The following is a 22,195-nucleotide window of genomic DNA, read 5'->3' on the forward strand; positions in this document are numbered from 1 at the left end:
GTGGCACGATTTGGCAAAAATCTGTTGACACGATGAAACCATAAACCTAAATAACTAGAAAATTAGTTTAATAGAGGTGATGAAAATGTGGGAAACCGCTGCTGCAGGGTTTTCAGCCATGGGGTCCGAGGCCCGGCTGAAAGTTCTTAAGACCCTGGTCCGCGCCGGGCAGGCGGGCCTGACCGTGGGCGAAATCCAAAGTCGCACGGGCATTGCGCCATCGACGTTGGCCCATCATCTGCGGTTCCTTGCCGCTGGTGGTGTCGTGGAACAGGAAAAGATCGGGCGCACCACGATTAACCGCGCCTGTTTCGATGAGCTTCGGGATCTTGCCCAGTTCATTCTGAGTGAGTGCTGCATGGACGAAGTGGGAAAGGCCGCGAACGATGGCTGAACTGACACAAAATCCGAAGGTACCGGCCAGATCCGTCGCCGATCTGATTAAAACGCCCTGGGCAGTGATCGTGGCGCTTCTTGCAACCGTCGCTGTTCTGGATTCCGGAAACTGGACCGAGGTGGTAACGTTTGCCGGCAAGGCGCTGGCCCATACCGGTCAATACATCCTGTTTGCCGTGTTGCTGCTGTCCTATCTCAAGGCAACAGGGGCCGAGGTCATGGTGGCACGGGCCTTTGAGGGGCGCGAGACACGAATGATCTTTCTGGCCGCCTTGTTTGGTGGCCTGGCTCCGTTCTGCTCGTGCGAGGTCATCCCGTTTATCGCCGGACTTCTGGCCCTTGGCGCGCCTTTGTCGGCCGTTATGGCCTTCTGGCTCAGCTCACCCCTGATCGATCCGCCAACGTTGTTGATCACGGCCGGGGCACTGGGGTGGCCGTTTGCCGTAGGCAAAGCCGTTGCGGCAGTGGCGCTTGGGCTGTTCGGCGGGTTCGTGGTGCGCGCCCTGATGCGCAACGGCGCCTTCTCGCAGCCTCTGCGTGAATACAAACCCGCCGGTTGTTGCGGCTGCGGCCCGAAGAAGGACGACAAACCGGTCTGGCGTTTCTGGCAGGACCCCGATCGCCGCGTGCGCTTCCGGTCCGAGTTTGTGCACAATGGTGTGTTCCTGCTCAAATGGCTGGCGCTGGCCTATGTGCTCGAGGCGCTTCTGGTTAGCTATGTACCGGCTGACATGATCGCCCGGGTTGTCGGTGGTGACGGTGTCCTGCCGATCGTGATCGCGGCGCTGGTTGGCATGCCTGCCTATCTGAATTCCTACGTCGCACCGCCGCTACTGGCCGGCCTGACCGAGCAGGGGATGAGCGCGGGTGCCGCCATGTCCTTCATGGTCGCAGGCGCAGTCAGCTCGATCCCGGCAATGGCCGCGGTCTGGTCGCTGGTCAAACCCCGTGTCTTTGCTACCTATCTGGGCCTGGGGATCAGCGGTGCAATCATCGCCGGAATACTGTTCGAGATGATCTGAAAATGAAAAACCGCCCGGCGTTCAGGCCGGGCGGTTTCAATTAGATCGTGGCGGCTCAGCCAGCCTCGCAATATCGTGGTAATTTGAACCGGTACCGCGCCTCGCCGCTTTCCACATAAACCCGCTTTTCGACGCAAGCGCTGGTGCCAACTGATTGTGCAATCGGAGCTTCGGTCGACGTTATCGATGCCGCTGAACCATCCGGCAGGCGCACCGACGCCACGACGCCGTTCTTCAGATCGCCATTGATCGGCGAAGCGGACAGAACATCGGCGACAAAAAACGAGTCGTGTTCGTGCACGCCGTCGTCATTCAGGATCAGCAAACCTGCCGTTACGGCGATGAGGGCCAGCACACCGGCGATGGCCAGACCCTTCGTCTGGACAAAAGCATAGATGGATACAGCGCGATGCGGGCCAAAAATGGCTGACAGTACGTTCAGCATGGTTCTTCCAAAAAAGCAAAACCCCGGCCAGTCGGGCCGGGGTCACACGTCAATTATGGGCGAAGATCGTCTTCATCCTCTTCCTCGCCACCACCCTTGGGCAGGTTGAAGAAGCTGTCGGCGTCCACGATCGGTTCGTTCTCTTCCTTGTCATCGCTGTCATCGGACAGCGAGAAGGTCTCGAGACCCTCGATGGCAGTCGGGATCTTGGGCGCGGCGTCCATTTCCAGAGACTGCTCGGTCGACACCAGCCTGCGGCGTTCGTCGTCGCTCATGACGCCGCCTTCGGCGGCTTTCTTGGCGGCGGCCTTCTGAACGATCGCGTCCAGCTCGGACTGTTTGCACAGGCCCAGCGCAACCGGGTCGATCGGCTGCATGTTGGCGATGTTCCAGTGGGTACGCTCGCGGATCGACTGGATGGTCGGCTTGGTGGTGCCGACCAGCTTGGCGATCTGACCATCGCTGAGTTCTGGGTGGAATTTGACCAGCCACAGGATCGAGTTCGGGCGGTCCTGACGCTTCGACAGCGGGGTATAGCGCGGACCACGGCGCTTTTCCTCGCCCGAGGCGGCGGGATTGAACTTGAGCTTCAGCTTGTGCAGCGGATTGTTCTGCGCCGAGTCGATTTCTTCCTGGGTAAGCTGGTTGTTGGCGATGGGGTCGAACCCTTTGACGCCAGCAGCAACATCGCCATCCGCGATGCCCTGCACTTCAAGCTCGTGCATTCCTACGAAATCAGCGATCTGCTTGAAGCTGATCGTGGTGTTGTCCACCAGCCATACGGCTGTTGCCTTGGCCATAAGCGGTTTTGCCATCAGCCCATCTCCTATAAATACATCTTTCCCGTCGCCGGAATTCGGCGGCCCCTTGGTGTTGGGGCAGGTTTCCGTTGTCGGGGAACTTGGCCCGTATATAGTCGCCGGAAGGCAAGAAGGGAAGAGGCGAATGCGCCAATGGATTATGGGGCTGGTTTTGTGGGTGTTCGGTTCAATGGCGGCGCTGGCCGACGGCGAAAAGGCGGGTGAGTTCGACTATTTCGTACTGGCGCTCAGCTGGTCGCCCAACTGGTGCGCCCGCGAAGGCGATGCGCGCGGATCGGACCAATGCGATGCGCGGCATGATCGCGGCTGGATTTTGCATGGTCTCTGGCCGCAATACCATCAGGGTTGGCCAGCCTACTGCCGCACGCCAGAGTCACCGCCAACGCGCCGCATGACCCGGGAAATGGAAGACATTCAGGGCAGTTCCGGTCTGGCGTGGCATCAGTGGAAAAAGCACGGCACCTGTACGGGCCTCAGCGCGACTGACTATTTCGCATTGTCCCGCCAAGCCTATGAGCGCGTTGAACGCCCACCGGTGTTTCGTAAACTGGATGCGTCGGTGAAACTGCCCGCCTCGGTCGTTGAGGACGCGTTTGTGAAAGCAAACCCCGGTCTTGAACGCGATATGATCACCGTGACCTGCAAACAGGGTTACATCGAAGAGGTCCGCCTGTGTCTGTCGCGCGACCTGAAACCGGTGCCTTGCGGACGGGATGTGATCCGCGATTGCACCGCCAAGGACGCCTTGTTCGATCCGATTCGTTAGAGCTTCTTGTTCTGGCAGTCCCGCGCATACTCCAGCGCCTTGGCCGTGCCTTTGAGGTCGATTGCCATCACACGCTCACCTGCCGGGTTGTAGACAGTCATGGTTCTGTTCAGCGCAATCGCGTTTACAAAGTTGCGGTCGGTGAAAAACACCGTCCCCCCTGGCACGCGATCCTGCCTGAACCCGATGGCGGTGGCGTCAAAGCTCTTGCCGTCCAGATCGAACCGGATCGGATAGTTTTTCCCCGGTTCGATATCGCCCCATGCCTTGTTATAAACGGTGAAGTATCCGCGATCGCCCAACGCGTCATAGCCCAGCCGCACGACCGACAGATCCTGATAGATCGTCTGGATCAGGCACCCGTTGCCAAGTGCGGGGTCCATCATGATGTTCCAGCCCTCGACAAAGCCTTTGTCGACAAGTTGTTGCGACAGAGCGGAGGTTGCGGTGAAAGCTGCAAAGGTGAAGGCGAGAAGGCGGGTCATCGGGGAACGCTCCAGCTAAAATGGTAGTGTTTGGATATCCTTAGCGCAGTTTTGCGCATAACCAAAGGCTGTGATCAGAAAGCGTGCAGCAGGCACGTGTCGGATAATACTGCAGCCGCCTCTACCGAAGTATCGTTTCCGTTCCGTTGGAAAGATGGAAGACACACCCTTGTGTGCGAGGCAGCTTAAGCAGATCTTCCTGATCCAGGCCCAGCCAGATCCCCCTTAGCACCAAAGAAGTTACACCGTGGGTCACAATGATTGAGGGTTCTTCTTGCTCATCCAGAAAGGATCTAACTCTCGCCGATATCTCCTCAAAGCTCTCACCGCCAGGGCTACAAAAAAACCACAAATAGCTTTCGTAGGCGTAGTCGATCTGCGACCTGATGACGTTCTTGGATACACCTTCCCATTTGCCAAATGCGATTTCCTGCAGGCGGTGGTCAGTTTCCAGTTGAAGATGGGGTGCAATCGCGAGCCGAGCCGTGTGCTGCGCGCGCTCTTGCGGGCTGACGACGACCCGAGAGGGTGTGTTCGGAATGCGGCTCAGAATTTGGTTTTGAGTGCGCGCCTGCGCCTTGCCCGTTTCGGTCAGCGGAGAGTCCTTGCGGCCTTGAAATTTCCCAAGAGTATTCCACTCGGTTTCGCCGTGTCGCAGTACGAATAGATCGGGATATCTGCTCATAAGTTACGCACAACTCTGGAAAATCAAAGCATGATTCAAAAATGTTCTCGGGGCAGGTTCTGTGACCTTACAGTTCTTTCCGCGCCCTCAGCGCCGCCGTGATCGTCCCGTCGTCCAAATAATCCAGCTCACCCCCAATTGGCACACCCTGCGCAAGTGAGGTCAGGCGGACCTGTCCCTCCAACTGGTCGGCAATGTAGTGGGCGGTGGTCTGTCCGTCGACTGTGGCGTTCAGGGCAAGGATGATCTCGGTGATGCCCTCGGCCGTCACGCGGTCTTTGAGGCGGGGAATGCGCAACTCGTCCGGGCCGACACCGTCCAAGGCCGAAAGTGTACCGCCCAGAACGTGATAGCGGCCTTTGAAGACACCGGCACGTTCCATCGCCCAAAGATCAGCGACATCCTCGACGACACAAAGCTCTCCGGTGGCGCGGGCCTCGCTGTCGCAGATGTCACAGATGTCAGCGGTACAGACATTGCCGCAATTCAGGCATTCGCGGGCGGTGGCGGCGACCTGCTGCATTGCGTCCGAGAGCGGTGTCAGCAGCAGGGCGCGTTTTCGGATCAGGTGCAGAACAGCGCGACGGGCCGAGCGCGGGCCAAGGCCCGGCAGCTTGGCCATCAGGTCGATCAGGTTGTCGATGTCGCTGTTCGAACTCACGGCCTGTCCTGTTTGGCACCGAAGGGAGCCTCCGGCGGGAGTATTTTGGAAAAGATGAAGATCAGAACGGCAGCTTGATGTCTGCCGGCAGCCCCATGCTTTCAGTCAGCTTGGCCATTTCCGCCTGAGAGCGCTCGGCGGCCTTGGTCTGCGCGTCCTTGATGGCAGCCAGGATCAGGTCCTCGACCACTTCCTTGTCGTCTCCGTTGAAGATCGACGGGTCGATGTCCAGACCTTTGAGTTCGCCCTTGGCGGTGGCGGTGGCCTTGACCAGACCGGCGCCGGATTCGCCGACAACCATGAGGTTGTTCAGTTCTTCCTGCATTTCGGCCATTTTGGTCTGCAGGTCCTGCGCGGATTTCATCATCTTGGCCATATCGCCCAGACCGCCTAAACCTTTGAGCATCGGGTTTCTCCTGTAAATCGATTTGACGCCTAAATACGAAGGGTGACTGCGTGACACAAGGGGCATGGGCATCCTCCTGTATTCCAGGCAGATGTTCAGTCCTCTTCGAACGGGTCCCATTCGTCTTCGACCTCGGGCAGAGCCTCGGTTTCGACCTTGGCGGCGCGCTGTTCCGGGGTTTCGATCCGTTTGATGCGCGCCTTGGGAAACTGCATGAGTACCGCCTGAACCAGCGGGTGTTGCTCGGCCTGGGCCCTTAGCGCGAGATCGGCCGCGTCGCGGACCTCGGCGATCGTGGCGGCTTCGCCGTCTGCCACAATGGATACCGCCCACCGATTGCCTGTCCATCGCTGCAGCGCCGAACCCAGCCGTTGGGCAAGGTCTGTCGGGGCATGATCGGTCGGCGTAAATTCGATCCGGCCCGGTGAGTAGGACATCAGCCGCACACCGTTTTCGACCTCGACCAGCAGCTTTACGTCCCGATTTGTCCGGATCAGTTCGACCACATGTTCGAAGGTCGGATAGCGCGCCAGAGCGGTTTGGACGTCCTGTGCCAGGGCCGCAGTCGGCGCGCCGGCAGGGCCATTCGGAGCGGAAACGTAGGAAGACCTTGCCGATGCCTGAGGTTGTACCGGGGCGTGCGAGGGTACGGCCATGCCGCCACCGGGGCCTCCGTTCGGCGTGGGTGGAGGTGCGTCCTGCAAACGTTTGATCAGTTCTTCCGGGCTTGGCAGGTCGGCCACATGGGTCAACCGAATGACGGCCATTTCCGCTGCCATCATGGCGTTTGGCGCAGCTGAGACCTCTTCGAGCGCTTTCAGCAGCATTTGCCACATGCGGGTCAGGACACGCATCGGCAGGGCTTCGGCCATTTGCTGTCCGCGTGCGCGTTCGTCGGGCGAAACGGTCGGGTCCTCGGCGGCGTCTGGCGTGATTTTGACCACGGACACCCAATGGGTGATTTCGGCCAGATCGCGCAGCACGGCAAGCGGGTCGGCGCCCTCGGCGTACTGAGCGCTTAGCTCTGTCAGCGCCCCCGCCGCGTCGCCCCGCAGGATCATGTCCATCAGGTCCAGGACGCGGCCCCGGTCCGCCAGACCCAACATCGCCCGGACCTGATCGGCACTGGTTTCACCGGCCCCGTGCGAGATCGCCTGATCCAGCAGCGAAGTTGCATCACGCGCCGAACCTTCGGCCGCTCGGGTGATCAGCGCCAGCGCGTCTTCTGCGATCTGGGCGCCCTCGGCGGCGGCGATCTTGTTCAGAAGACCGATCATGTCCTCGGGTTCGATTCTGCGCAGGTCGAAGCGTTGGCAGCGCGACAGGACCGTAACCGGAACCTTGCGGATTTCGGTAGTCGCGAAGATGAACTTCACATGCTCGGGCGGTTCCTCAAGTGTCTTGAGCAGCGCGTTGAACGCGCTGGTCGAGAGCATGTGAACCTCGTCGATGATATAGATCTTGTAGCGCGCGCTGGCAGCACGATAGCGGACGCTGTCTATGATTTCGCGAATATCGTTCACGCCGGTGCGGCTGGCGGCGTCCATCTCCATCACGTCGACATGGCGGCCTTCCATGATCGCCACGCAATGTTCGCATTGGCCGCAGGGTTCGGTCGTCGGTTTGCCGTCGCCATCGGGGCCGATGCAGTTCATGCCCTTGGCGATGATCCGCGCCGTTGTCGTTTTGCCGGTGCCGCGGATGCCGGTCATGATGAAGGCCTGCGCGATCCGGTCTGCCTCGAACGCGTTTTTTAGGGTGCGCACCATGGCATCCTGACCAACCAGGTCGGCAAAGGTTTCCGGGCGGTATTTGCGGGCAAGAACCTGATAAGCGGGGCTGGGCGTGTCGGTCATTTCTGCTCTGTCGGATTCGTATCAGAAGTGCAGCGTAGAGTGCGCCGCCGCCTGCGTCCACAGCCGGTTCGCGAAATTCATTTGGGAATGCTTCGGGATGCGCGTAAAAATGAAGGCGAAAGCATTTTTGACCGGATTCTTGTGCGTAACGATTAAGGAGGGCGCGTTGCATGTCTCAGATGATTATTCATGCGCTGCAGGTCGGAGGAGGTACTCTGGCCCTGACATCAATGCCGGGGCGTGGGGGTAAATATGCCCAGGACCTGAATGCGATTTCCGACTGGAAGCCCGGTCTTGTCATTTCAATGACGACCGAAGTCGAGATGCTGCAGGACGGCGCGCGTGACTTCGGAACCGACATTCAGGCGCGCGCCTGCCGCTGGGTCCATCTGCCGGTCGAAGATTTCGGTGCGCCCCCCGACGCCGTGACTGCGCGCTGGCCCGATGTAAGCGCGGCCGTCCGCCATGCTCTGTCAGGGGGCGGGCGCATTCTGGTGCATTGCCGGGGCGGCTGTGGCCGGTCCGGAATGGTGGTGTTGCGCCTGATGGTCGAATGCGGCGAGCAACCGGGTGCAGCCCTGAAACGGTTGAGGGCGGTGCGGCCCTGTGCGGTTGAAACAGATGCACAACTGGCATGGGCCACGCAATTGATTCCGGCCAGCGCGGACCCGTAGGTCAGGCCGACAAATGTCCGGCCTGGGCCGCTACTTGGCGACCTGCCAGGGCCGAAGCTTCAAGCATGGCGCAGGGCGGGTCCGACAGAATTGCGGACGGCAGCGCACGGAACTCTGCGCAGAACATCATGTCTGCATAATCCTCCAACCTGTCGCCCGGAGTTTCCTCATTCGTTCCGCAAAACACCCGGATTTTGTCTGGCCGCGCGTGGAACCGGGCCATGCACCCTTCGGGGCAATGGGCAAGCTCGCTGCTGCCTTCAATGGCGAATTGCGGGGTTGCGGCCGGGCCGGCGCTTGCCACGGCGCGCGTCAGAGCCCGCGCCATTTGCGCCAGTGCCGGACAGGGTTTGCCGGTGCGCTGGCACACAGTGGCAGAAAATTCGTGTGTCCTTGTCTTCCAGATCATAATGCGCCCTCCGCGCGCGGCGCGGGGCAAGGATCAGGTGTGACGGGGCTATGCCATCAGGACCTGCCCGGACACCCCGCCCGAGTTTCGGTTTCAGTATCGATGGCAGGTCTCCTGACTTGCGGGTCATCGCTTTGCCGACCTTCCCAGCCCTTCGGCCAGTGGTGTTTCGGCATTGCTCACCGCTTACAGTTGCGGGGGCAGTCTCGGCCTTGGTTCCTTCCGGCAATGCCAGACAGAACCGCACCGTGTTCCCTTTTCATCCCGGCCCCGGAAAGGGCGCGGAAACCATCGCCTCATCGCTAGCGGTTGCCGGGTCCCCGAGTCAAGCGCATAGCGCGGGCCGAGGCATTTGGTCCGATGCGTGGTCGGGAAAGCGGACGTTTGGTCATGTTTGCACCGGGTTGACTTGAGCGGGCGACTGGCCTGACAGATAGGTGAACTGAACTGTTCAGTTGAGAGCGGAGCATGAGATGTTGGACATACAGGAACGGGTCTTGACCGAAGACATACGATTTCCCGCCGGGACGGCGATGCTGTCGGGTCGCCTGTACCTGCCTGTTGCAGCGCCTGATATCGTAGTTGTTCTGAACAGCGCGACCGGCGTTCCCCAGGACTATTATCAGCATTTTGCCCGGTGGCTGGCGGAAGAGCAGGGCATTGCCTGCCTCACCTATGATTACCGCGATTTCGGAAAATCGTTATCGGGGCGCCTGAAGGATTCGCGTGTCACCATGTCCGATTGGGCGCTGGTCGATATTCCCGCGGCCCGGGCCGAGATGCGGCGGCGATTCCCAAGTGCGCGGCAGTGGACCATTGGTCATTCGCTGGGGGGTATGCTTGGGCCATTGCAATCGGATGTGGATCAGGTCGACCGGATGATTTGTGTGTGTTCAGGCCTGGTTACGTTGTCGGATCATCCGTGGCCCTACAGGGGGCTGGCCGGAATCTTCTGGTACGGTCATGCGCCTTTTGCAGTTCATATGCTGGGGTATCTGCCCGGCAAGGCCATTGGGTTTGGCTCGGACCTGCCGTCAAAGGTCTACTGGCAATGGCGAAAATGGTGCACCTCGCCGAACAGCTATTTGCCTGAAATTGGCCAAAGCCTGCCCGCAGCGACCTGGCCGCGGGCCGGTGGTCCGGTTGACCTGTTTGCGATTTCGGACGACCAGATGGTGCCTGAAAATGCGGTCTGGAGGCTGGCCGAGCTATACGGCCCGGACGCCAACCGTCATGTGCTTGAACCAAAGGATTTCGGGCTGAAATCCATTGGCCACATTGGTGTTTTTGCGCGCAAAAACAAAGCGGTCTGGCCGAGGCTGATCGAGTCTGCGGAGCAGCAAGTCCGTTCCGACCGGAAAGATGTGACGATTGCGGGATGAAGTGAGAGGTTGGACATCGACCCAAGCGGGGCTCGTTGTGGCTGCTTCCTTCCGGACCTGACCAGGTTGGCGAGGCGCTCGCCCGCGCCAACCTCTCAATCGTCGATATAGGGAAGTTGCGCCAGGAAGACAACCCGTCAGAGTGACAGTCTGATCCGCAGAAAGCCTTCCGGGTCATGCCCCAGCACATGCGGATCGTATGCGTCCAGTTCGGAAAGATGCGCCCTTGCTCCCGGCCCGGTTTTCAGAATCGAAGCGTGCCCGGGAAGCCGGACAAGGCTGAAGGGGAAGGGCGCAGATTGCATCGGGTCGCCCGGTAATCCCCCCGAAAGATAGTCGCGCAGGACGTGCCTGATGGGTAAGGCCGGCAGATTGATCTGCCGGGCCTGATGCGCAACAGGGAAGTGTCCGCCGCCGCTGGCCCGGTAACTGTTCAGGGCCACAACGAATTTCTGGGTGGGTTCAACAGGGATTCCACCGCAGCAAATCTCGCGGACACGGTTTGCAGCGGGATCGACCAGCATTCCGTGAGAATCAAAACGCGCCGGCTGGGAAAGATCGATCCGATAGGTCAGGCCGAACAGCACATCGAAGTTATGCCCGGCCCGTGTTTCATCGGTCAGAGTGCGGACAGCTCCTTCATCCACCTGATTGAAAATGCCCGCCGACATTTCAAGCCAGTCACGGACCATGTCGCCGGTGACAAGCGCGGCGCGCAGTTCATTCGGGAAAGAATGAAGATCCGAAACATTGCGCAACCGAACCTTTCCGGGCGGTACTTCCGTGTAGGAGCGCGGTCCCGCGCGGCCTCCGAACTTGCAGGGCGAAACAGCGGACAACAGTGGAAGCCCCCGCAGGTCTTCGTCCAGATGGAGGTTCAATGCCGCTGCCTGGGCGCTGGCGACCAGCGCGAGGCCCCGATCTGGTGCGCAAAAGCTGAAATAGCTGTGCAGGCTTTGACCGGTGTGGCCCACGGGTCTTGAGGCCAGCGCACGGATTTCTTCGTGGCCGTAACTGAACAGATGCTGCATTCCGGGGTCTTCGGATACCGCTCCGTTCCCGTGCCGGGAGAGAACAGGCGGCAGCTTAACCTGCTGCCCGACAACCTTCCATCGCCCGGCAGAGGTTTTCTGCACATGCAGGTCAATGATGCCAAGATGCGTCCCGGCGACGCCAGGCATGACAACCGGTTTGCCATGTACATGCCCCCGGGTTGCGTCCGTATGATCCAGCCCTTCGTGATCCTTGCCGGGAAGTGTGAGATGCGTATGGCCTGCAACAATGGCGTCGATCCCGTCGATCGCGGCCAGCGGTATGACGGCGTTCTCCATTCCGCGCGCGGGTTCCGAAGGTCCAAGGCCCGAATGCGCCAGGGCGACAATCACATCGCTGCCGTCCGTGCGCAGGGCCTCGACCGTCTTTTGCGCGGCCTCCAGAATATCTTCGAACACGACCACATCCTGTACCCGGTGCGCATTCCATTGCGCCGTTTGCGGCGGCAGGATCGACAAAAGACCCAGACGAAACGGTGTTTCGACGCCGTCAACCAGAAGAGAGCGTTTTAGTATAGCGCGGTCATTCCATTTGGCCCCGGTGGTCAATTGCCGGGCATTGCTGCAAATCACCGGGCACGGTGCGCCGTCCAGAACGCGATTCAGCGTTTGCAGGCCAAAGTCGAAATCATGGTTGCCCAGTCCGATTGCGTCATAGCCAAGTTCCCGGAAGGCCTGCATCAACACGTGGTTGTCATCAGTCTGCTCTGCCGCCCAATCGCCAAACGGCGTTCCCTGAAGGGCATCTCCGTTGTCGAACAGGAATACCAGTGCTCCGTCTTTCTGCGCTTCTTCTCTGGCGGCGCGGATCAGACTGGCCGTTCGGGTGAAGCCCCGCGCCGGATCCGGTTCATCCGCGTGATAGTCGAACCCTGTCAGATTCATGTGCAGATCGGTCGTGGCCAAAATCCGAATGCGACCGGCTGAAGTATGTTGGCGCTGAGATGAAACAGTGGTCGGGTGCAATTTTCTACTTTGGGCAATTCAATCTAAGCCATGTTCACTAAAAGAATGAGTAAGTGCAAATAACTTGGCGCCGGTGGGACCATTCAGCGGCATTGCCACGTCCCGGTGTTCATGAATTGGCATTGCAACAACTCGGCAGTCGTGGCAGCCCTGTGCGCAACACCCTGAGGATATTCAATGAAAAACGCGGAAACAGTGACATTTGGCGGCTCGGGCCTGGATCGCGCAGCGCATCTCCGGGGAGATTCGGACAGGCTGGAACAGATGAAAACTGATTCACGCGCCGAATGCCTGCTGGTCTGGCGTGGCAAGATATTGGTGCAGGGCGAAGGTCTGGACCGGCTTGGATTGGTTGCGATGGCACATAGCCTGGTGCGCGAAGGTCCCGGAGGGGTTGTGGAAGGCCCGGTATTTCTGGGCCTTCGTGAAGACGATGCACCGATTTTTGCGGCGGATATATCGGACTGGTCGGCGGATGGGCAGGATTTGTCGGATATCGGTGCTTTTGTAGACCGGTCCGAGCAGCAGCATCCGGACCTGCCGGACGGGTACGTGTTTGCCGAATTGCGCCGGATCATGACGCGGCTGAGCGCCCGCGATGCCGAGCTTGCGGCAGCGGCCAAGGCCGTTATTGGCTGGCATGAAACGCACCGGTTCTGTGCGCGTTGCGGGGCTGCCAGTGAAATTGCACAGGCGGGGTGGCAGCGCAGCTGCCCCACTTGTGGCGGGCAGCATTTTCCGCGCACCGACCCTGTGGTGATCATGCTGATTACCCATGGAAACTCGGTCCTGATGGGCCGGTCTCCGGGTTGGCCCGAAGGCATGTACTCGCTGCTTGCGGGATTTGTCGAACCGGGTGAAACGCTGGAAGCCGCCGTGCGGCGCGAAGTAATGGAAGAGGCAGGCGTGCCGGTTGGTGCCGTTCACTATCTGGCCAGCCAGCCGTGGCCGTTTCCGGCCTCGTTGATGTTCGGCTGTGCGGGTGAGGCCCTGTCCCGTGAACTCAGAATTGATCCGGTCGAGATCGAAGACGCGATGTGGGTCAGCAAATCGGAAATGATGCGCGCTTTTTCCGGAGAGCATCCGGTCTTGTTGCCGGCCCGAAAAGGCGCCATTGCGCATTTCTTGTTGCAAAACTGGCTTGCAGACACTCTGGACTGACGAGACACTGAACGAAGGCAAAGGCACCGAGGGCGGACATGCAGTTTTCAGCGCGCGAAGATATCGAGGCCCCGATTGATGCGGTTTTCGACATGGTCGCGGATTTTGAGCGGTTCGAGCGGATGGCCATGCGCCGGGGTGTCGAAGTACGGCGACTGAACGAACAGGCCCCGATAACCACTGGTGCCACTTGGCTGACGGATTTCAATTTGCGGGGAAAACCGCGTCGGGTCGAAATACAGATGACCGATTGCGATACCCCGTCCCGCATGTGCTTTGAGATGTCCAGCAAAGGTATGAAAGGGGTGACATCGGTTGACTTTCTTGCCCTGTCCCAACGCAAAACCCGGCTGAGTGTCGAAATGTCGCTTGCTGCGAAGTCACTACCGGCCCGCCTGTTGCTTCAGTCCCTGAAGCTGGGACAATCGCGGTTCCGCCGGCAGTTTCAGATTCGCCTGAGCGAATTTGCCCGTGAATTGGAAGAGCGGCATGCACACGGTGTATGACGGAAAACTTGCAGGCATAGATTGAGCAGCTATTCCATTCGCCCCGCCGTTGCGGACAATGCCGAGGGGTTGGCCGTCGTTCTGAAGGCCCTTGTTCTTGCCGGACAACGCAGCAAACCATCGGATGCGGCCTTTGCCTGTCGCATTATCTTTGCCACCCTCAGCAGATCCGGTGTTCGGTCGCCATCGACCCCCGGGGAACAGTATTGGGGTTCCAGTCTTTGAAGCTTGCAACTGCAGGCAATCCGTACAAGGTCGCTGAGGGGTGGGGCATTATTGGCACGCATATCAACCCGTCATCGGCCCGGCAGGGAATCGGACGGGCCTTGTTCAGATCCACTTTGCGGGCTGCGCAGGAAGTCGGCTTGCCTGCGATAGATGCCACCATTGGGGAAACCAATGTTGGGGGGTTGTCCTACTATGGTGAAATGGGCTTCACCGAATACCGCAGGTTGCCCGGCGCGATTTCGAAGTCGTTCACTCTGTCAGACTGCCAGTCATTGAGCTGACTTTTTCTGATCGTATTAGCTGGTGAGGATCGCAAAACAAAAAGGGCCGCTGTCAGGCTATGACAGCGGCCCTTACCGATCAGAGTTCGGGGATCGGTTTCGCCCCCTCGAAAACCACTTAAAACACCAGCAACCAGAAAATCTTTCGATACTTTCGAAACTGACCCGCCTTGCTGATCGGTATGTCACTGTAATGCCGATAAACTTCGAGGCTCACAGTGAAGCAGTTCACATTGTTAAAACTTTTTTCATTTTTTCCAGTCGAAGAAGCCCGGTCCGGCCTGTTGCAGCAGTCTCGCTGCCATCTGGCGACCCATTTCCGCGCCGTCTGCAACATCTCCGGTCACATCCTCGGCGATTGATTCTGACCCGTCTGGGCGCAGGACTTCTCCGCGCAGCCGAAGTTGCCCATTCAGAATTTCGGCTAGGCCGGCGATCGGTGTCTCGCAGGAACCGTCAAGCGCCGCCAGCAGCGTGCGTTCCGCCGACATGCGCTGTCCGGTCTCGGCATGGTGGATGGCTTCGAGCATTTCAGCCGAACGGGTGTCGGACGCCCGGCGTTCGATGCTGATGGTGCCCTGCGCGATGGCGGGCAGCATGTCCTCGGGCGCAATGGCCGTGGCGGGGACGTCGTCCATCTGCAGTCGGCGCAGTCCGGCCATGGCCAGAAAGGTGCAGTCCGCCACCCCGTCGCCCAGCTTTTTCAGCCGGGTCTGAACGTTGCCCCGGAACTCGACAACCTTCAGGTCAGGCCGCCGGTTCAGCAATTGCGCCTTGCGGCGCAGCGACGACGTGCCGACCACTGCGCCATCGGGCAGGTCATGGATGGAACTTAGGTCCGGCGAGATGAAAGCGTCGCGAACATCCTCGCGCGGCAGGAACGTGTCCAGTACCAGTCCCGCGGGCTGTTCGACCGGCATATCCTTGGTCGAATGCACGGCGATGTCGATATCGCTGCGCAGCATCGCCTCTTCGATTTCCTTGGTGAACAGGCCCTTGTTGCCGATCTCCTTCAGCGGGCGGTCCGCGTCGATCATGGCGCGATTGTCGCCGGTGGTCTTGATGACCACGATCTCGAACGCCTCTTCGGGCAGATCAAACGCATCGCGCAGTCTTTGACGGGTTTCGTAGGCCTGCGCCAGCGCCAGTGGCGAGCCACGGGTTCCAATCTTCAGCGGCGATGCGGGGGTCGGCAGAGTCAATGTCATGCGCACAGCTTTAGTCGCGTCACATTGCCCTGACAATGGGGGCAGAGCTTGACAAATTGCCGCCGAAGGCAGACCCGTTGCGGCAAACCGGACGATTGGGGACAAATATGGCCGAGACAAAGAAACTGCTGCAGGCGCTGGCGGGCGAGGTGCAGGACGTGCCGCCGATCTGGATGATGCGGCAGGCGGGGCGGTATCTGCCGGAGTATCGCGCGACACGGGCGCAGGCAGGGGATTTCCTGTCCTTGTGCTACAACCCCGAACTGGCCGCCGAGGTCACTTTGCAGCCGATCCGCCGCTACGGGTTCGACGCAGCCATTCTGTTTGCCGATATCCTGCTGGTGCCACAGGCGCTGGGTGCCGACCTGTGGTTCGTCACGGGTGAAGGGCCGCGCCTGTCGACCATCACTAGGCAGTCCGACTTTGACGATCTGAAGCCGGTTGAGGATATCCACGAAACCCTGTCTCCGGTCTACGAAACGGTGCGGATCCTGGCGCGGGAACTGCCCTCCGAGACGACGCTGATCGCATTTGCTGGCGCGCCCTGGACCGTGGCAACGTACATGATTGCCGGGCGCGGCACGCCGGATCAGGGCCCAGCCCATGCGCTGCGTGAAGGTGACACGGCCTTGTTCGAAGCATTGATGGACCGGATCACTCTGGCCACGATCGAATACCTCTCCGCCCAGATCGACGCCGGGGCCGAGGTGGTCAAGATTTTCGATAGCTGGGCTGGGTCGCTGAAGGGTGAAGCGTTCCGCAAATACGCCCTTGAGCCCTGTCGGGTTATCACGAAGGCCATCAAGGAACGTCACCCGGGCATCCCTATCATTGGTTTTCCGCGTGAGGCAGGGGACGGCTATGTCGGATTCGCCAAGGCCACCGGTGTGGATTGTGTCGCGTTGGATAATTCCGTGTCGCCCGAGTGGGCTGCAGAAAATGTGCAGGCCGATGGATGCGTTCAGGGAAATCTGGCGTCGTCGCATATGGTGACAGGTGGGCAGGCGCTGGTCGATGAGACGCGGCGGATTGTCGAGGCCTTCTCGAATGGGCCGCACATTTTCAATCTTGGGCATGGGATCACGCCGGACGCAAACCCGGACAACGTGCAACTGATGATCGATACAGTGCGCGGTCGGTAACGACGGGCAAGGGGGCCAGCCCCCTTCTTGGCCGTTGGCCAATTCATCCCCCGGGATATTTCCGGCCAGATGAAGGGGCGGATCAGCGCAGGTTGTCGAGTTCGGCCAGGATTTCCCCAGTGTGCTCACCGCGAGCAGGGCTGACGCCGGGTTGCCAATTGACGTCTGAAAACCGCGGCGCGCCGGCAGCCTGCAAGGTTCCGTCAACCTCCCGCCAGGTTTGGCGGGCGAGGTTCATCTCGTGGTTCTGCGCCTCTTGCGGGCTGAGGACCGGGGCGACGCAGGCGTCGGTGCCATTGAACAGGTCTGCCCATTGATCGCGGGGCTTGTCGGCAAATATGGCGCTCAGCCGCCGCGTCTGGTCGGGCCAGAGCTGCGGTTTGAATTGTTCCTTGAAAGCCGGATCCCCGGACAGATTGAGAACGCTCAGGAAAATAGCGTAGAATTTCGGTTCGAGGCATTGAACCGAGACAAAGCCACCATCGGCGCAGCGATAAGTGCGGCTCCAGTGCGGACCGTCCAGCAGGCTTTGACCGCGGGTGTCTGACAGGTTGCCGGTCTGGCGCAGACTCATCAGCAGGTTCATCATATGGGCGGATCCGTCGTAGATCGCCGCATCGACAACGGTGCCTTGTCCGGTTCGTTGCGCATTGATCAGTCCGGCCAGAACGCCGGCGACCAGATACATCGCCCCTCCGCCAATATCGCCGACCAGCGTTGCCGGTGTTTGCGGCGGGTGATCCGGAGCAGAGGCGTACCAGAGTGCGCCCGACAGGGCGATATAGTTCAGATCGTGGCCAGCGTCGCCCGACAGCGGGCTGTCCTGTCCCCATCCGGTCATGCGGCCGTAAACCAGCCTGGGGTTCCGGGCCTGGCAGATCTGCGGGCTGAGGCCCAGTTTTTCCATGACACCTGGGCGAAATCCTTCGATCAGCGCATCGGCCGAGGCGATCAGGCGTTTGGCCGTTTCAAGGTCATCGGGATTTTTGAGGTCCAGATCGATAGAGCGCTTTCCACGATCTAGCAGCGAACGTTCCGGCATTCCGGGTGTCACAGCCCCACCCTTGCGGTGAATGGTAATGACGTCCGCCCCAAGGTCCGCCAGCAGCATGGCCGCGAAAGGGCCAGGGCCAAGCGCTTCGATTTCGATGACGCGTATTCCGTGCAGCATGACTGTCCTCCGTTGTCGCGCAAAATTCCGGGAAGGCCGAAAAAATGCAAGGTCGGAGTTGCCGCGCCGGCGCGTTTCGAATCCGGCGTGCTTGCCTGCCACCACTATTCAGCGCTAGGTCTGTGAGAACCGTCAGAGAAACGACAAAGGGTCCGCGACCATGCAGATGAGTGATACCCGTGAAATCAAGGCATCGCCGGCAGAGTTGTACGCCGCGTTGCTTGACCCGGAGGTTCTGAAAGCCTGTGTCAGTGGCGCGCAAGAGGTTTCGGGCAATCCGCAGGACGGTTACGAGGCCACGGTTGTGCAGAAGGTTGGCCCGGTGAAGGCGACGTTCAAAGGCGTCGTCACAATGTCGGACATGGTCGAGGCCGAGCGACTGACCATTGCCGGTGACGGAAAGGGCGGCGCGGCGGGTTTCGCCAAGGGCCGCGCCACGGTGACATTTCAGCCAAACGCCGAGGGCGGCACAGTTCTGAGCTATGACGTTGATGCCAGTGTCGGTGGCAAACTTGCGCAACTGGGCAGCCGTCTGATCGACGGGTTTGCCAAGAAAATGGCAGATCAATTCTTCGTAAACCTGCAAGCGCATTTCGAAGGCCCGGCAGAAGAAACAGCGAAAGACGGGGATGGAGAAAGCGGCAAAGGATGGCTGGGGCGCTTGACGGGCCGGGACTGATCCGTTTGTAAATGGTCTGTTCGGTAACGGCGCGGCGCGGATGGGTCGTTGCCACCACAGGGAATATGCATGACCACCATTCTGTCCATCAGGGATCTGCGAAAATCGTATGCGGATGGCTTTGAGGCGCTGAAAGGCGTGTCTCTGGATATCGAGCAGGGCGAAATACTGGCGCTGCTGGGGCCGAACGGCGCCGGAAAGACGACCCTGATTTCAACGATTTGCGGGATCACCACGCCCAGTTCCGGGTCCGTCACGGTGGGTGGTCACGATATTCAGACAGAGTTTCGCGCCGCCCGCCGGATGATCGGTCTGGTGCCGCAGGAGATTGCGCTGGAACCGTTTGAGAAGGTCTGGAACACGGTGCGGTTTTCGCGAGGTCTGTTCGGGCTGGGCCGTGACAACGCTCGGCTTGAGGAGATTCTGCGCAAGCTCTCGCTGTGGGAAAAGCGCAGAAATGCCATCCGGGAACTGTCGGGCGGCATGAAGCGGCGGGTGCTGATTGCCAAGGCGCTGGCTCATGAGCCGCGCGTGCTGTTTCTGGATGAACCCACCGCCGGTGTTGATGTCGAATTGCGCAAGGACATGTGGGAGATCGTGGCCGAGTTGAAGCGGGCCGGTGTCACCATCATCCTGACCACCCACTACATCGAAGAGGCCGAGGCCATCGCGGACCGTGTAGGCGTCATCGACAAGGGTGAGTTGTTGCTGGTGCAGGACAAGGACACCCTGATGGCGCAGATGGGGAAAAAGCAGATCGAGGTCATGCTGACCGAGCCGATCCCGACCATCCCGGACAGTCTGGCCGCGCACAATCTGGTTCTGAACGGAAGCGGGGACACCTTGGTCTACACCTACGACACGCATGCCGACAGGACGGGTATCACCACGTTGCTGAACGATGTGGCACAGGCCGGTCTGGTGTTGCGTGACGTTCAGACCCGGCAGTCGAGCCTTGAGGAAATTTTCGTCAATCTGGTGTCGGGAGAACCCGCATGAACTGGTCTGCCATCGCCGCCATCTATCGGTTCGAGATGCAGCGCTTTTTCCGCACTCTGGCGCAAAGCTTTCTGTCGCCGGTGTTGTCGACTTCGTTGTATTTCGTGGTCTTCGGCACGGCCATCGGCAGCCGCATTCAGGAGGTTGAAGGCGTGTCGTATGGAGCCTTCATCGTACCGGGGCTGATTATGCTGTCGGTGGTGATGCTTTCGATCTCGAACGCATCTTTCGGCATCTATTTCCCGAAATTCCTGGGCACGATCTACGAACTCCTGTCGGCCCCGGTCAATTTCATCGAAATCGTGATCGGTTACGTTGGCGCGGCAGCGACAAAAGCGTTGTTTGTGGGCGTGGTGATTTTGATTACCGCTACCTTCTTTGTGGATCTCAGGATTGAACACCCGTTGGCGATGATGGCCTTTCTGGTGCTGACTTGCCTCAGTTTTTCATTGCTGGGCTTCATCATTGGTATCTGGGCCAGCAATTTCGAGCAGATGTCGCTGGTGCCGCAACTTGTGGTCACGCCATTGATCTTTTTGGGCGGCACGTTCTATTCGATCTCGATGCTGCCGCCGGTGTGGCAGACAATCACCCTGTTCAATCCGGTCGTCTATCTGATTTCGGGGTTCCGGTGGTCCTTCTACGGGCTTGCGGATGTGCCCATCGTGTTTAGCCTGCTGGCCATTCTGGCCTTTACCGGGATCTGTCTGGGCATCATCGGCTGGATCTTCAAAACCGGCTGGCGCATTCGCAGCTAGGGCGTTGCATTTTTGCCCATCGGATGTGTTTATTTGGTTCACGTCGCGTTTATGGCCGCGTCCGTCTCTTGTTTACCGTCAGGCAGCACTCTACATCGGCATCCATGAAACTCAGCCTTCCGTTTGTCAAAAAGCAGCCGCTTGTGGCCGTTGTGCGTTTGTCCGGCGCGATCGGGATGGCCGGTCGCGGGTCGCTGAACGACACCACGCTGGCCCCGATTCTGGAAAAGGCATTTCGCAAGGGCAAGCCTGCTGCCGTCGCGCTTGAGATCAACTCGCCCGGCGGTTCCCCGGTGCAAAGTTCCTTGATCGGCGCACGTATCCGGCGGCTGGCGGAGGAGCTTAAAGTCCCTGTTTTCGCCTTTGTCGAGGATGTCGCGGCCTCGGGCGGCTACTGGCTGGCGGCGTCTGCGGATGAGATCTTTGCCGATGACAGTTCCGTACTGGGTTCGATTGGCGTGATTTCTTCGGGCTTTGGTGCGCATGTGTTCCTGAAACGCCAGGGGCTCGAACGGCGCGTACACACAGCGGGTCAGTCGAAATCCATGCTGGACCCCTTCGCGCCGGAAAAGAAAGAGGATGTGGCACGACTGCAGGGTTTGCTGGGCGATATCCACGATAACTTCATCACCCATGTCGTCACTCGACGCGGTGACAAGCTGGATGATGCGGCGGACCTTTTCAGTGGCGAAATCTGGCTGGCCAAACGCGCGCAGGAGCTGGGGCTGATCGATGGTATCGCGCATCTCAAACCTAAGATGCAGGAGCGGTTTGGCGACAAGGTGAAATTCCGCCGCTACGGCGTCCGCAAGCCGATCTGGTCCCGCTTCGGGGCCGCCGTGGCGCAGGATGCCATTGCCGGGCTGGAGGAGCGGGCGGCTTACGCGCGCTTCGGCTTGTAACGTGATCATCAAGGCCGTCACTCTTTTTCTGATCGCCATGGGTGTATTGGCGATGTTCGGAAAACTGCGCTTTCCGGGGCAGAAGCGGTTGCAGTCCTCAAGATGTCCCCGCTGCGGGCGGTTCAGGATCGGTAAAGGCCCCTGCGCCTGCGAAAAAGGAGGGCGGACATGACGGCATGGCTGTTATCCGGCCTTGGATTGCTGATCCTTTTGCTGGCCGGAGACGCGCTGGTTCGGGGGGCGGTCAACCTGAGTCTGCGTCTGGGCGTGCCTGCTTTGATTGTCAGTCTGACGATTGTTGCCTTTGGCACATCGGCGCCGGAACTTCTGATTTCCATCAGCGCCATATTGGAAAACGCGCCTGGTATCGCACTGGGGAACGTGGTTGGGTCGAACACGGCGAATATCCTGTTGGTGCTGGGCCTTCCCGCGCTGCTTGCCACGCTTCACACCAGTGAATGCGACAGCCGCAAGAACTATGTTTTCATGTTGCTGGCCTCGGTTCTGTTCATTGGGCTGGCCTTCTGCGGCACGTTCACCGTGATCAGTGGCCTCATATTGCTGGCTGCGTTGGCCCTGATGCTGTGGCACGCGTTCCGGGAAGCCTGTGCCCATCGCAAGGCCTGTGGCGAAGCCTGCGCCGACGATGAGGAGCTGGAAGGATTGGAAGAAGCCGATCCCGAAATGCCCTATTGGAAAGTGTCGATCTTTTTGGTTCTGGGTCTGGTCGGCCTGCCGATGGGCGCGCATTTGCTGGTCGAGAACGCAACAGTAATTGCGCGGCATTACGGTGTCAGTGAAACCGTGATCGGACTGACGCTGGTGGCCGTCGGAACATCTTTGCCCGAGTTGGCGACAACGGTCATGGCGGCACTGCGCCGGCAGGCGGATGTGGCGCTGGGGAACGTCATCGGTTCGAACATGTTCAATCTGCTGGCGATTGTGGGGATTGCGACGCTGGTCGGACCGATTCCGGTTGATCCCGAATTCCTGCATTTTGATCTGTGGGTCATGCTGGGCGCATCGCTTCTGCTGATCCCTTTTGTTTTCCTCAAGCAAGACATCACACGGACCTGGGGTTTTGTCCTGTCCATCCTTTACGTGATTTATGTCATCATCCTGCTGGCGTGATCT

26 protein-coding genes, 1 other RNA gene and 1 riboswitch are annotated in these 22,195 nt (G+C 59.7%); of the genes, 15 read left to right on the forward strand and 12 right to left on the reverse strand.

The annotated features are described in order from the left end of the window. Nucleotides 1–85 precede the first annotated feature (85 nt). Both AC2FIR_RS03200 and AC2FIR_RS03205 read left to right on the forward strand, forming a co-directional pair. On the forward strand, nt 86–394 hold the full coding sequence (locus AC2FIR_RS03200; protein WP_170807456.1) for an ArsR/SmtB family transcription factor: 309 nt from the start codon (nt 86–88) through the stop codon (nt 392–394). After that, nucleotides 387–1,418 carry a permease gene (locus AC2FIR_RS03205; protein WP_496745050.1) on the forward strand — a complete coding sequence of 344 codons (1,032 nt, stop codon included), beginning with the start codon at nt 387–389 and terminating at the stop codon, nt 1,416–1,418. Before AC2FIR_RS03200 ends, AC2FIR_RS03205 begins: the two co-directional genes overlap by 8 nt. A gap of 55 nt (nt 1,419–1,473) precedes the next feature. Here the strand turns inward: AC2FIR_RS03205 and AC2FIR_RS03210 are convergent, their stop codons facing one another. After that, nucleotides 1,474–1,863: a hypothetical protein gene (locus AC2FIR_RS03210; RefSeq protein WP_170614293.1), complete on the reverse strand. Its 390-nt coding sequence runs from the start codon at nt 1,861–1,863 to the stop codon at nt 1,474–1,476. Nucleotides 1,864–1,916: 53 nt separating this feature from the next. After that, nucleotides 1,917–2,678 (reverse strand): DUF1013 domain-containing protein, encoded by a 762-nt coding sequence (locus tag AC2FIR_RS03215; RefSeq protein WP_170807341.1) that lies wholly within the window; start codon nt 2,676–2,678, stop codon nt 1,917–1,919. 130 nt (nt 2,679–2,808) lie between these two features. Here AC2FIR_RS03215 and AC2FIR_RS03220 point away from each other — a divergent pair, with 130 nt between their 5' ends. Continuing rightward, complete coding sequence (locus tag AC2FIR_RS03220; RefSeq protein WP_496761903.1) at nt 2,809–3,450, forward strand: ribonuclease T2 family protein; 642 nt, start codon at nt 2,809–2,811, stop codon at nt 3,448–3,450. On the opposite strand, the gene AC2FIR_RS03225 is transcribed toward AC2FIR_RS03220, so the two are convergent. The 5 genes from AC2FIR_RS03225 to AC2FIR_RS03245 all read right to left on the reverse strand — a co-directional run bounded on the left by AC2FIR_RS03225 (nt 3,447) and on the right by AC2FIR_RS03245 (nt 7,543). Next, the gene (locus AC2FIR_RS03225; protein ID WP_496745046.1) at nt 3,447–3,935 is read right to left on the reverse strand and encodes a hypothetical protein; all 489 of its coding nucleotides are present in this window, start codon (nt 3,933–3,935) and stop codon (nt 3,447–3,449) included. The two genes, AC2FIR_RS03220 and AC2FIR_RS03225, sit on opposite strands and share 4 nt — an antisense overlap. Nucleotides 3,936–4,056: 121 nt before the next feature. Continuing rightward, nucleotides 4,057–4,620 carry a histidine phosphatase family protein gene (locus AC2FIR_RS03230; RefSeq protein ID WP_496745044.1) on the reverse strand — a complete coding sequence of 188 codons (564 nt, stop codon included), beginning with the start codon at nt 4,618–4,620 and terminating at the stop codon, nt 4,057–4,059. 67 nt (nt 4,621–4,687) lie between these two features. Continuing rightward, on the reverse strand, nt 4,688–5,281 hold the full coding sequence (gene recR / locus AC2FIR_RS03235) for a recombination mediator RecR (RefSeq protein WP_170614298.1): 594 nt from the start codon (nt 5,279–5,281) through the stop codon (nt 4,688–4,690). 61 nt (nt 5,282–5,342) lie between these two features. After that, nucleotides 5,343–5,687: a YbaB/EbfC family nucleoid-associated protein gene (locus tag AC2FIR_RS03240; protein WP_496745042.1), complete on the reverse strand. Its 345-nt coding sequence runs from the start codon at nt 5,685–5,687 to the stop codon at nt 5,343–5,345. 95 nt (nt 5,688–5,782) lie between these two features. After that, a complete protein-coding gene (locus tag AC2FIR_RS03245; protein ID WP_496745040.1) occupies nt 5,783–7,543 on the reverse strand; it encodes a DNA polymerase III subunit gamma/tau in 1,761 nt (586 codons plus the stop codon). 170 nt (nt 7,544–7,713) lie between these two features. On the opposite strand from AC2FIR_RS03245, the gene AC2FIR_RS03250 reads away from it, so the two are divergent. Beyond that, nucleotides 7,714–8,217 (forward strand): protein-tyrosine phosphatase family protein, encoded by a 504-nt coding sequence (locus AC2FIR_RS03250; protein ID WP_480522807.1) that lies wholly within the window; start codon nt 7,714–7,716, stop codon nt 8,215–8,217. 1 nt (nt 8,218) lies between these two features. Here AC2FIR_RS03250 and AC2FIR_RS03255 read toward each other — a convergent pair whose 3' ends face one another. After that, nucleotides 8,219–8,626, reverse strand: coding sequence for a hypothetical protein (locus AC2FIR_RS03255; protein WP_170679526.1), 408 nt, complete (start codon nt 8,624–8,626; stop codon nt 8,219–8,221). 87 nt (nt 8,627–8,713) lie between these two features. After that, nucleotides 8,714–8,934, reverse strand: a riboswitch (cobalamin riboswitch). 165 nt (nt 8,935–9,099) lie between these two features. Here AC2FIR_RS03255 and AC2FIR_RS03260 point away from each other — a divergent pair. Beyond that, on the forward strand, nt 9,100–10,008 hold the full coding sequence (locus AC2FIR_RS03260) for an alpha/beta hydrolase family protein (RefSeq protein WP_170614302.1): 909 nt from the start codon (nt 9,100–9,102) through the stop codon (nt 10,006–10,008). On the opposite strand, the gene ffs is transcribed toward AC2FIR_RS03260, so the two are convergent. Both ffs and AC2FIR_RS03270 read right to left on the reverse strand, forming a co-directional pair. Further along, nucleotides 10,008–10,106, reverse strand: an RNA gene (gene ffs, locus AC2FIR_RS03265) — signal recognition particle sRNA small type. The two genes, AC2FIR_RS03260 and ffs, sit on opposite strands and share 1 nt — an antisense overlap. Before the next feature lie 39 nt (nt 10,107–10,145). Next, entirely contained in the window at nt 10,146–12,026 is a 1,881-nt protein-coding gene (locus AC2FIR_RS03270) for a bifunctional 2',3'-cyclic-nucleotide 2'-phosphodiesterase/3'-nucleotidase (protein WP_496745036.1), read from the reverse strand. 177 nt (nt 12,027–12,203) lie between these two features. Between AC2FIR_RS03270 and nudC the strand changes: the two genes are divergently transcribed. The 4 genes from nudC to AC2FIR_RS03290 are packed head-to-tail and all read left to right on the forward strand — an operon-like array spanning nt 12,204 to nt 14,202. Continuing rightward, nucleotides 12,204–13,187 (forward strand): NAD(+) diphosphatase, encoded by a 984-nt coding sequence (gene nudC, locus AC2FIR_RS03275; protein WP_496745035.1) that lies wholly within the window; start codon nt 12,204–12,206, stop codon nt 13,185–13,187. 38 nt (nt 13,188–13,225) lie between these two features. After that, a complete protein-coding gene (locus AC2FIR_RS03280; protein WP_170679533.1) occupies nt 13,226–13,693 on the forward strand; it encodes an SRPBCC family protein in 468 nt (155 codons plus the stop codon). Between the two features lie 21 nt (nt 13,694–13,714). Then, nucleotides 13,715–13,918, forward strand: a complete 204-nt coding sequence (locus tag AC2FIR_RS03285; protein WP_496745033.1) for a hypothetical protein — start codon at nt 13,715–13,717, stop codon at nt 13,916–13,918. Beyond that, nucleotides 13,915–14,202 carry a GNAT family N-acetyltransferase gene (locus AC2FIR_RS03290; protein WP_496745031.1) on the forward strand — a complete coding sequence of 96 codons (288 nt, stop codon included), beginning with the start codon at nt 13,915–13,917 and terminating at the stop codon, nt 14,200–14,202. Before AC2FIR_RS03285 ends, AC2FIR_RS03290 begins: the two co-directional genes overlap by 4 nt. A gap of 248 nt (nt 14,203–14,450) precedes the next feature. Here AC2FIR_RS03290 and hemC read toward each other — a convergent pair whose 3' ends face one another. Further along, nucleotides 14,451–15,410: a hydroxymethylbilane synthase gene (hemC, locus tag AC2FIR_RS03295; protein ID WP_170614306.1), complete on the reverse strand. Its 960-nt coding sequence runs from the start codon at nt 15,408–15,410 to the stop codon at nt 14,451–14,453. A 107-nt stretch (nt 15,411–15,517) separates the two neighbouring features. Between hemC and hemE the strand changes: the two genes are divergently transcribed. After that, nucleotides 15,518–16,552, forward strand: a complete 1,035-nt coding sequence (gene hemE, locus AC2FIR_RS03300; protein ID WP_496761907.1) for a uroporphyrinogen decarboxylase — start codon at nt 15,518–15,520, stop codon at nt 16,550–16,552. Between the two features lie 82 nt (nt 16,553–16,634). Here hemE and AC2FIR_RS03305 read toward each other — a convergent pair whose 3' ends face one another. After that, complete coding sequence (locus AC2FIR_RS03305) at nt 16,635–17,723, reverse strand: CaiB/BaiF CoA transferase family protein (protein ID WP_496745028.1); 1,089 nt, start codon at nt 17,721–17,723, stop codon at nt 16,635–16,637. 160 nt (nt 17,724–17,883) lie between these two features. Here AC2FIR_RS03305 and AC2FIR_RS03310 point away from each other — a divergent pair, with 160 nt between their 5' ends. The 5 genes from AC2FIR_RS03310 (at nt 17,884) to AC2FIR_RS03330 (ending at nt 22,192) form a co-directional block, all read left to right on the forward strand. Beyond that, on the forward strand, nt 17,884–18,402 hold the full coding sequence (locus tag AC2FIR_RS03310; RefSeq protein WP_496745026.1) for an SRPBCC family protein: 519 nt from the start codon (nt 17,884–17,886) through the stop codon (nt 18,400–18,402). Between the two features lie 69 nt (nt 18,403–18,471). Further along, complete coding sequence (locus AC2FIR_RS03315) at nt 18,472–19,401, forward strand: ABC transporter ATP-binding protein (protein WP_170679543.1); 930 nt, start codon at nt 18,472–18,474, stop codon at nt 19,399–19,401. Further along, nucleotides 19,398–20,159: an ABC transporter permease gene (locus AC2FIR_RS03320; protein ID WP_170614311.1), complete on the forward strand. Its 762-nt coding sequence runs from the start codon at nt 19,398–19,400 to the stop codon at nt 20,157–20,159. The genes AC2FIR_RS03315 and AC2FIR_RS03320 overlap by 4 nt, the downstream gene beginning before the upstream one ends. Nucleotides 20,160–20,263: 104 nt before the next feature. Beyond that, nucleotides 20,264–21,061, forward strand: a complete 798-nt coding sequence (locus AC2FIR_RS03325; protein ID WP_496745025.1) for a S49 family peptidase — start codon at nt 20,264–20,266, stop codon at nt 21,059–21,061. Nucleotides 21,062–21,229: 168 nt separating this feature from the next. Continuing rightward, nucleotides 21,230–22,192: a calcium/sodium antiporter gene (locus tag AC2FIR_RS03330; protein WP_496761909.1), complete on the forward strand. Its 963-nt coding sequence runs from the start codon at nt 21,230–21,232 to the stop codon at nt 22,190–22,192. Nucleotides 22,193–22,195 lie beyond the last annotated feature (3 nt).

This window comes from Ruegeria sp. CDSB136 (genome assembly GCF_059610965.1).

Bases quoted from the DNA above. Each gene is read 5' to 3' on its own strand.
- AC2FIR_RS03240 (WP_496745042.1), bottom strand. From the start codon at position 5,687: ATGCTCAAAGGTTTAGGCGGTCTGGGCGATATGGCCAAGATGATGAAA.
- nudC (WP_496745035.1), top strand. From the start codon at position 12,204: ATGAAAAACGCGGAAACAGTGACATTTGGCGGCTCGGGCCTGGATCGC.
- AC2FIR_RS03260 (WP_170614302.1), top strand. From the start codon at position 9,100: ATGTTGGACATACAGGAACGGGTCTTGACCGAAGACATACGATTTCCC.
- AC2FIR_RS03305 (WP_496745028.1), bottom strand. From the start codon at position 17,723: ATGCTGCACGGAATACGCGTCATCGAAATCGAAGCGCTTGGCCCTGGC.
- AC2FIR_RS03315 (WP_170679543.1), top strand. From the start codon at position 18,472: ATGACCACCATTCTGTCCATCAGGGATCTGCGAAAATCGTATGCGGAT.
- hemE (WP_496761907.1), top strand. From the start codon at position 15,518: ATGGCCGAGACAAAGAAACTGCTGCAGGCGCTGGCGGGCGAGGTGCAG.
- AC2FIR_RS03250 (WP_480522807.1), top strand. From the start codon at position 7,714: ATGTCTCAGATGATTATTCATGCGCTGCAGGTCGGAGGAGGTACTCTG.
- AC2FIR_RS03255 (WP_170679526.1), bottom strand. From the start codon at position 8,626: ATGATCTGGAAGACAAGGACACACGAATTTTCTGCCACTGTGTGCCAG.
- AC2FIR_RS03200 (WP_170807456.1), top strand. From the start codon at position 86: ATGTGGGAAACCGCTGCTGCAGGGTTTTCAGCCATGGGGTCCGAGGCC.
- AC2FIR_RS03280 (WP_170679533.1), top strand. From the start codon at position 13,226: ATGCAGTTTTCAGCGCGCGAAGATATCGAGGCCCCGATTGATGCGGTT.
- AC2FIR_RS03220 (WP_496761903.1), top strand. From the start codon at position 2,809: ATGCGCCAATGGATTATGGGGCTGGTTTTGTGGGTGTTCGGTTCAATG.
- AC2FIR_RS03245 (WP_496745040.1), bottom strand. From the start codon at position 7,543: ATGACCGACACGCCCAGCCCCGCTTATCAGGTTCTTGCCCGCAAATAC.
- AC2FIR_RS03215 (WP_170807341.1), bottom strand. From the start codon at position 2,678: ATGGCAAAACCGCTTATGGCCAAGGCAACAGCCGTATGGCTGGTGGAC.
- AC2FIR_RS03225 (WP_496745046.1), bottom strand. From the start codon at position 3,935: ATGACCCGCCTTCTCGCCTTCACCTTTGCAGCTTTCACCGCAACCTCC.
- AC2FIR_RS03320 (WP_170614311.1), top strand. From the start codon at position 19,398: ATGAACTGGTCTGCCATCGCCGCCATCTATCGGTTCGAGATGCAGCGC.
- hemC (WP_170614306.1), bottom strand. From the start codon at position 15,410: ATGACATTGACTCTGCCGACCCCCGCATCGCCGCTGAAGATTGGAACC.
- AC2FIR_RS03205 (WP_496745050.1), top strand. From the start codon at position 387: ATGGCTGAACTGACACAAAATCCGAAGGTACCGGCCAGATCCGTCGCC.
- AC2FIR_RS03230 (WP_496745044.1), bottom strand. From the start codon at position 4,620: ATGAGCAGATATCCCGATCTATTCGTACTGCGACACGGCGAAACCGAG.
- AC2FIR_RS03330 (WP_496761909.1), top strand. From the start codon at position 21,230: ATGACGGCATGGCTGTTATCCGGCCTTGGATTGCTGATCCTTTTGCTG.
- AC2FIR_RS03310 (WP_496745026.1), top strand. From the start codon at position 17,884: ATGCAGATGAGTGATACCCGTGAAATCAAGGCATCGCCGGCAGAGTTG.
- AC2FIR_RS03210 (WP_170614293.1), bottom strand. From the start codon at position 1,863: ATGCTGAACGTACTGTCAGCCATTTTTGGCCCGCATCGCGCTGTATCC.
- AC2FIR_RS03325 (WP_496745025.1), top strand. From the start codon at position 20,264: ATGAAACTCAGCCTTCCGTTTGTCAAAAAGCAGCCGCTTGTGGCCGTT.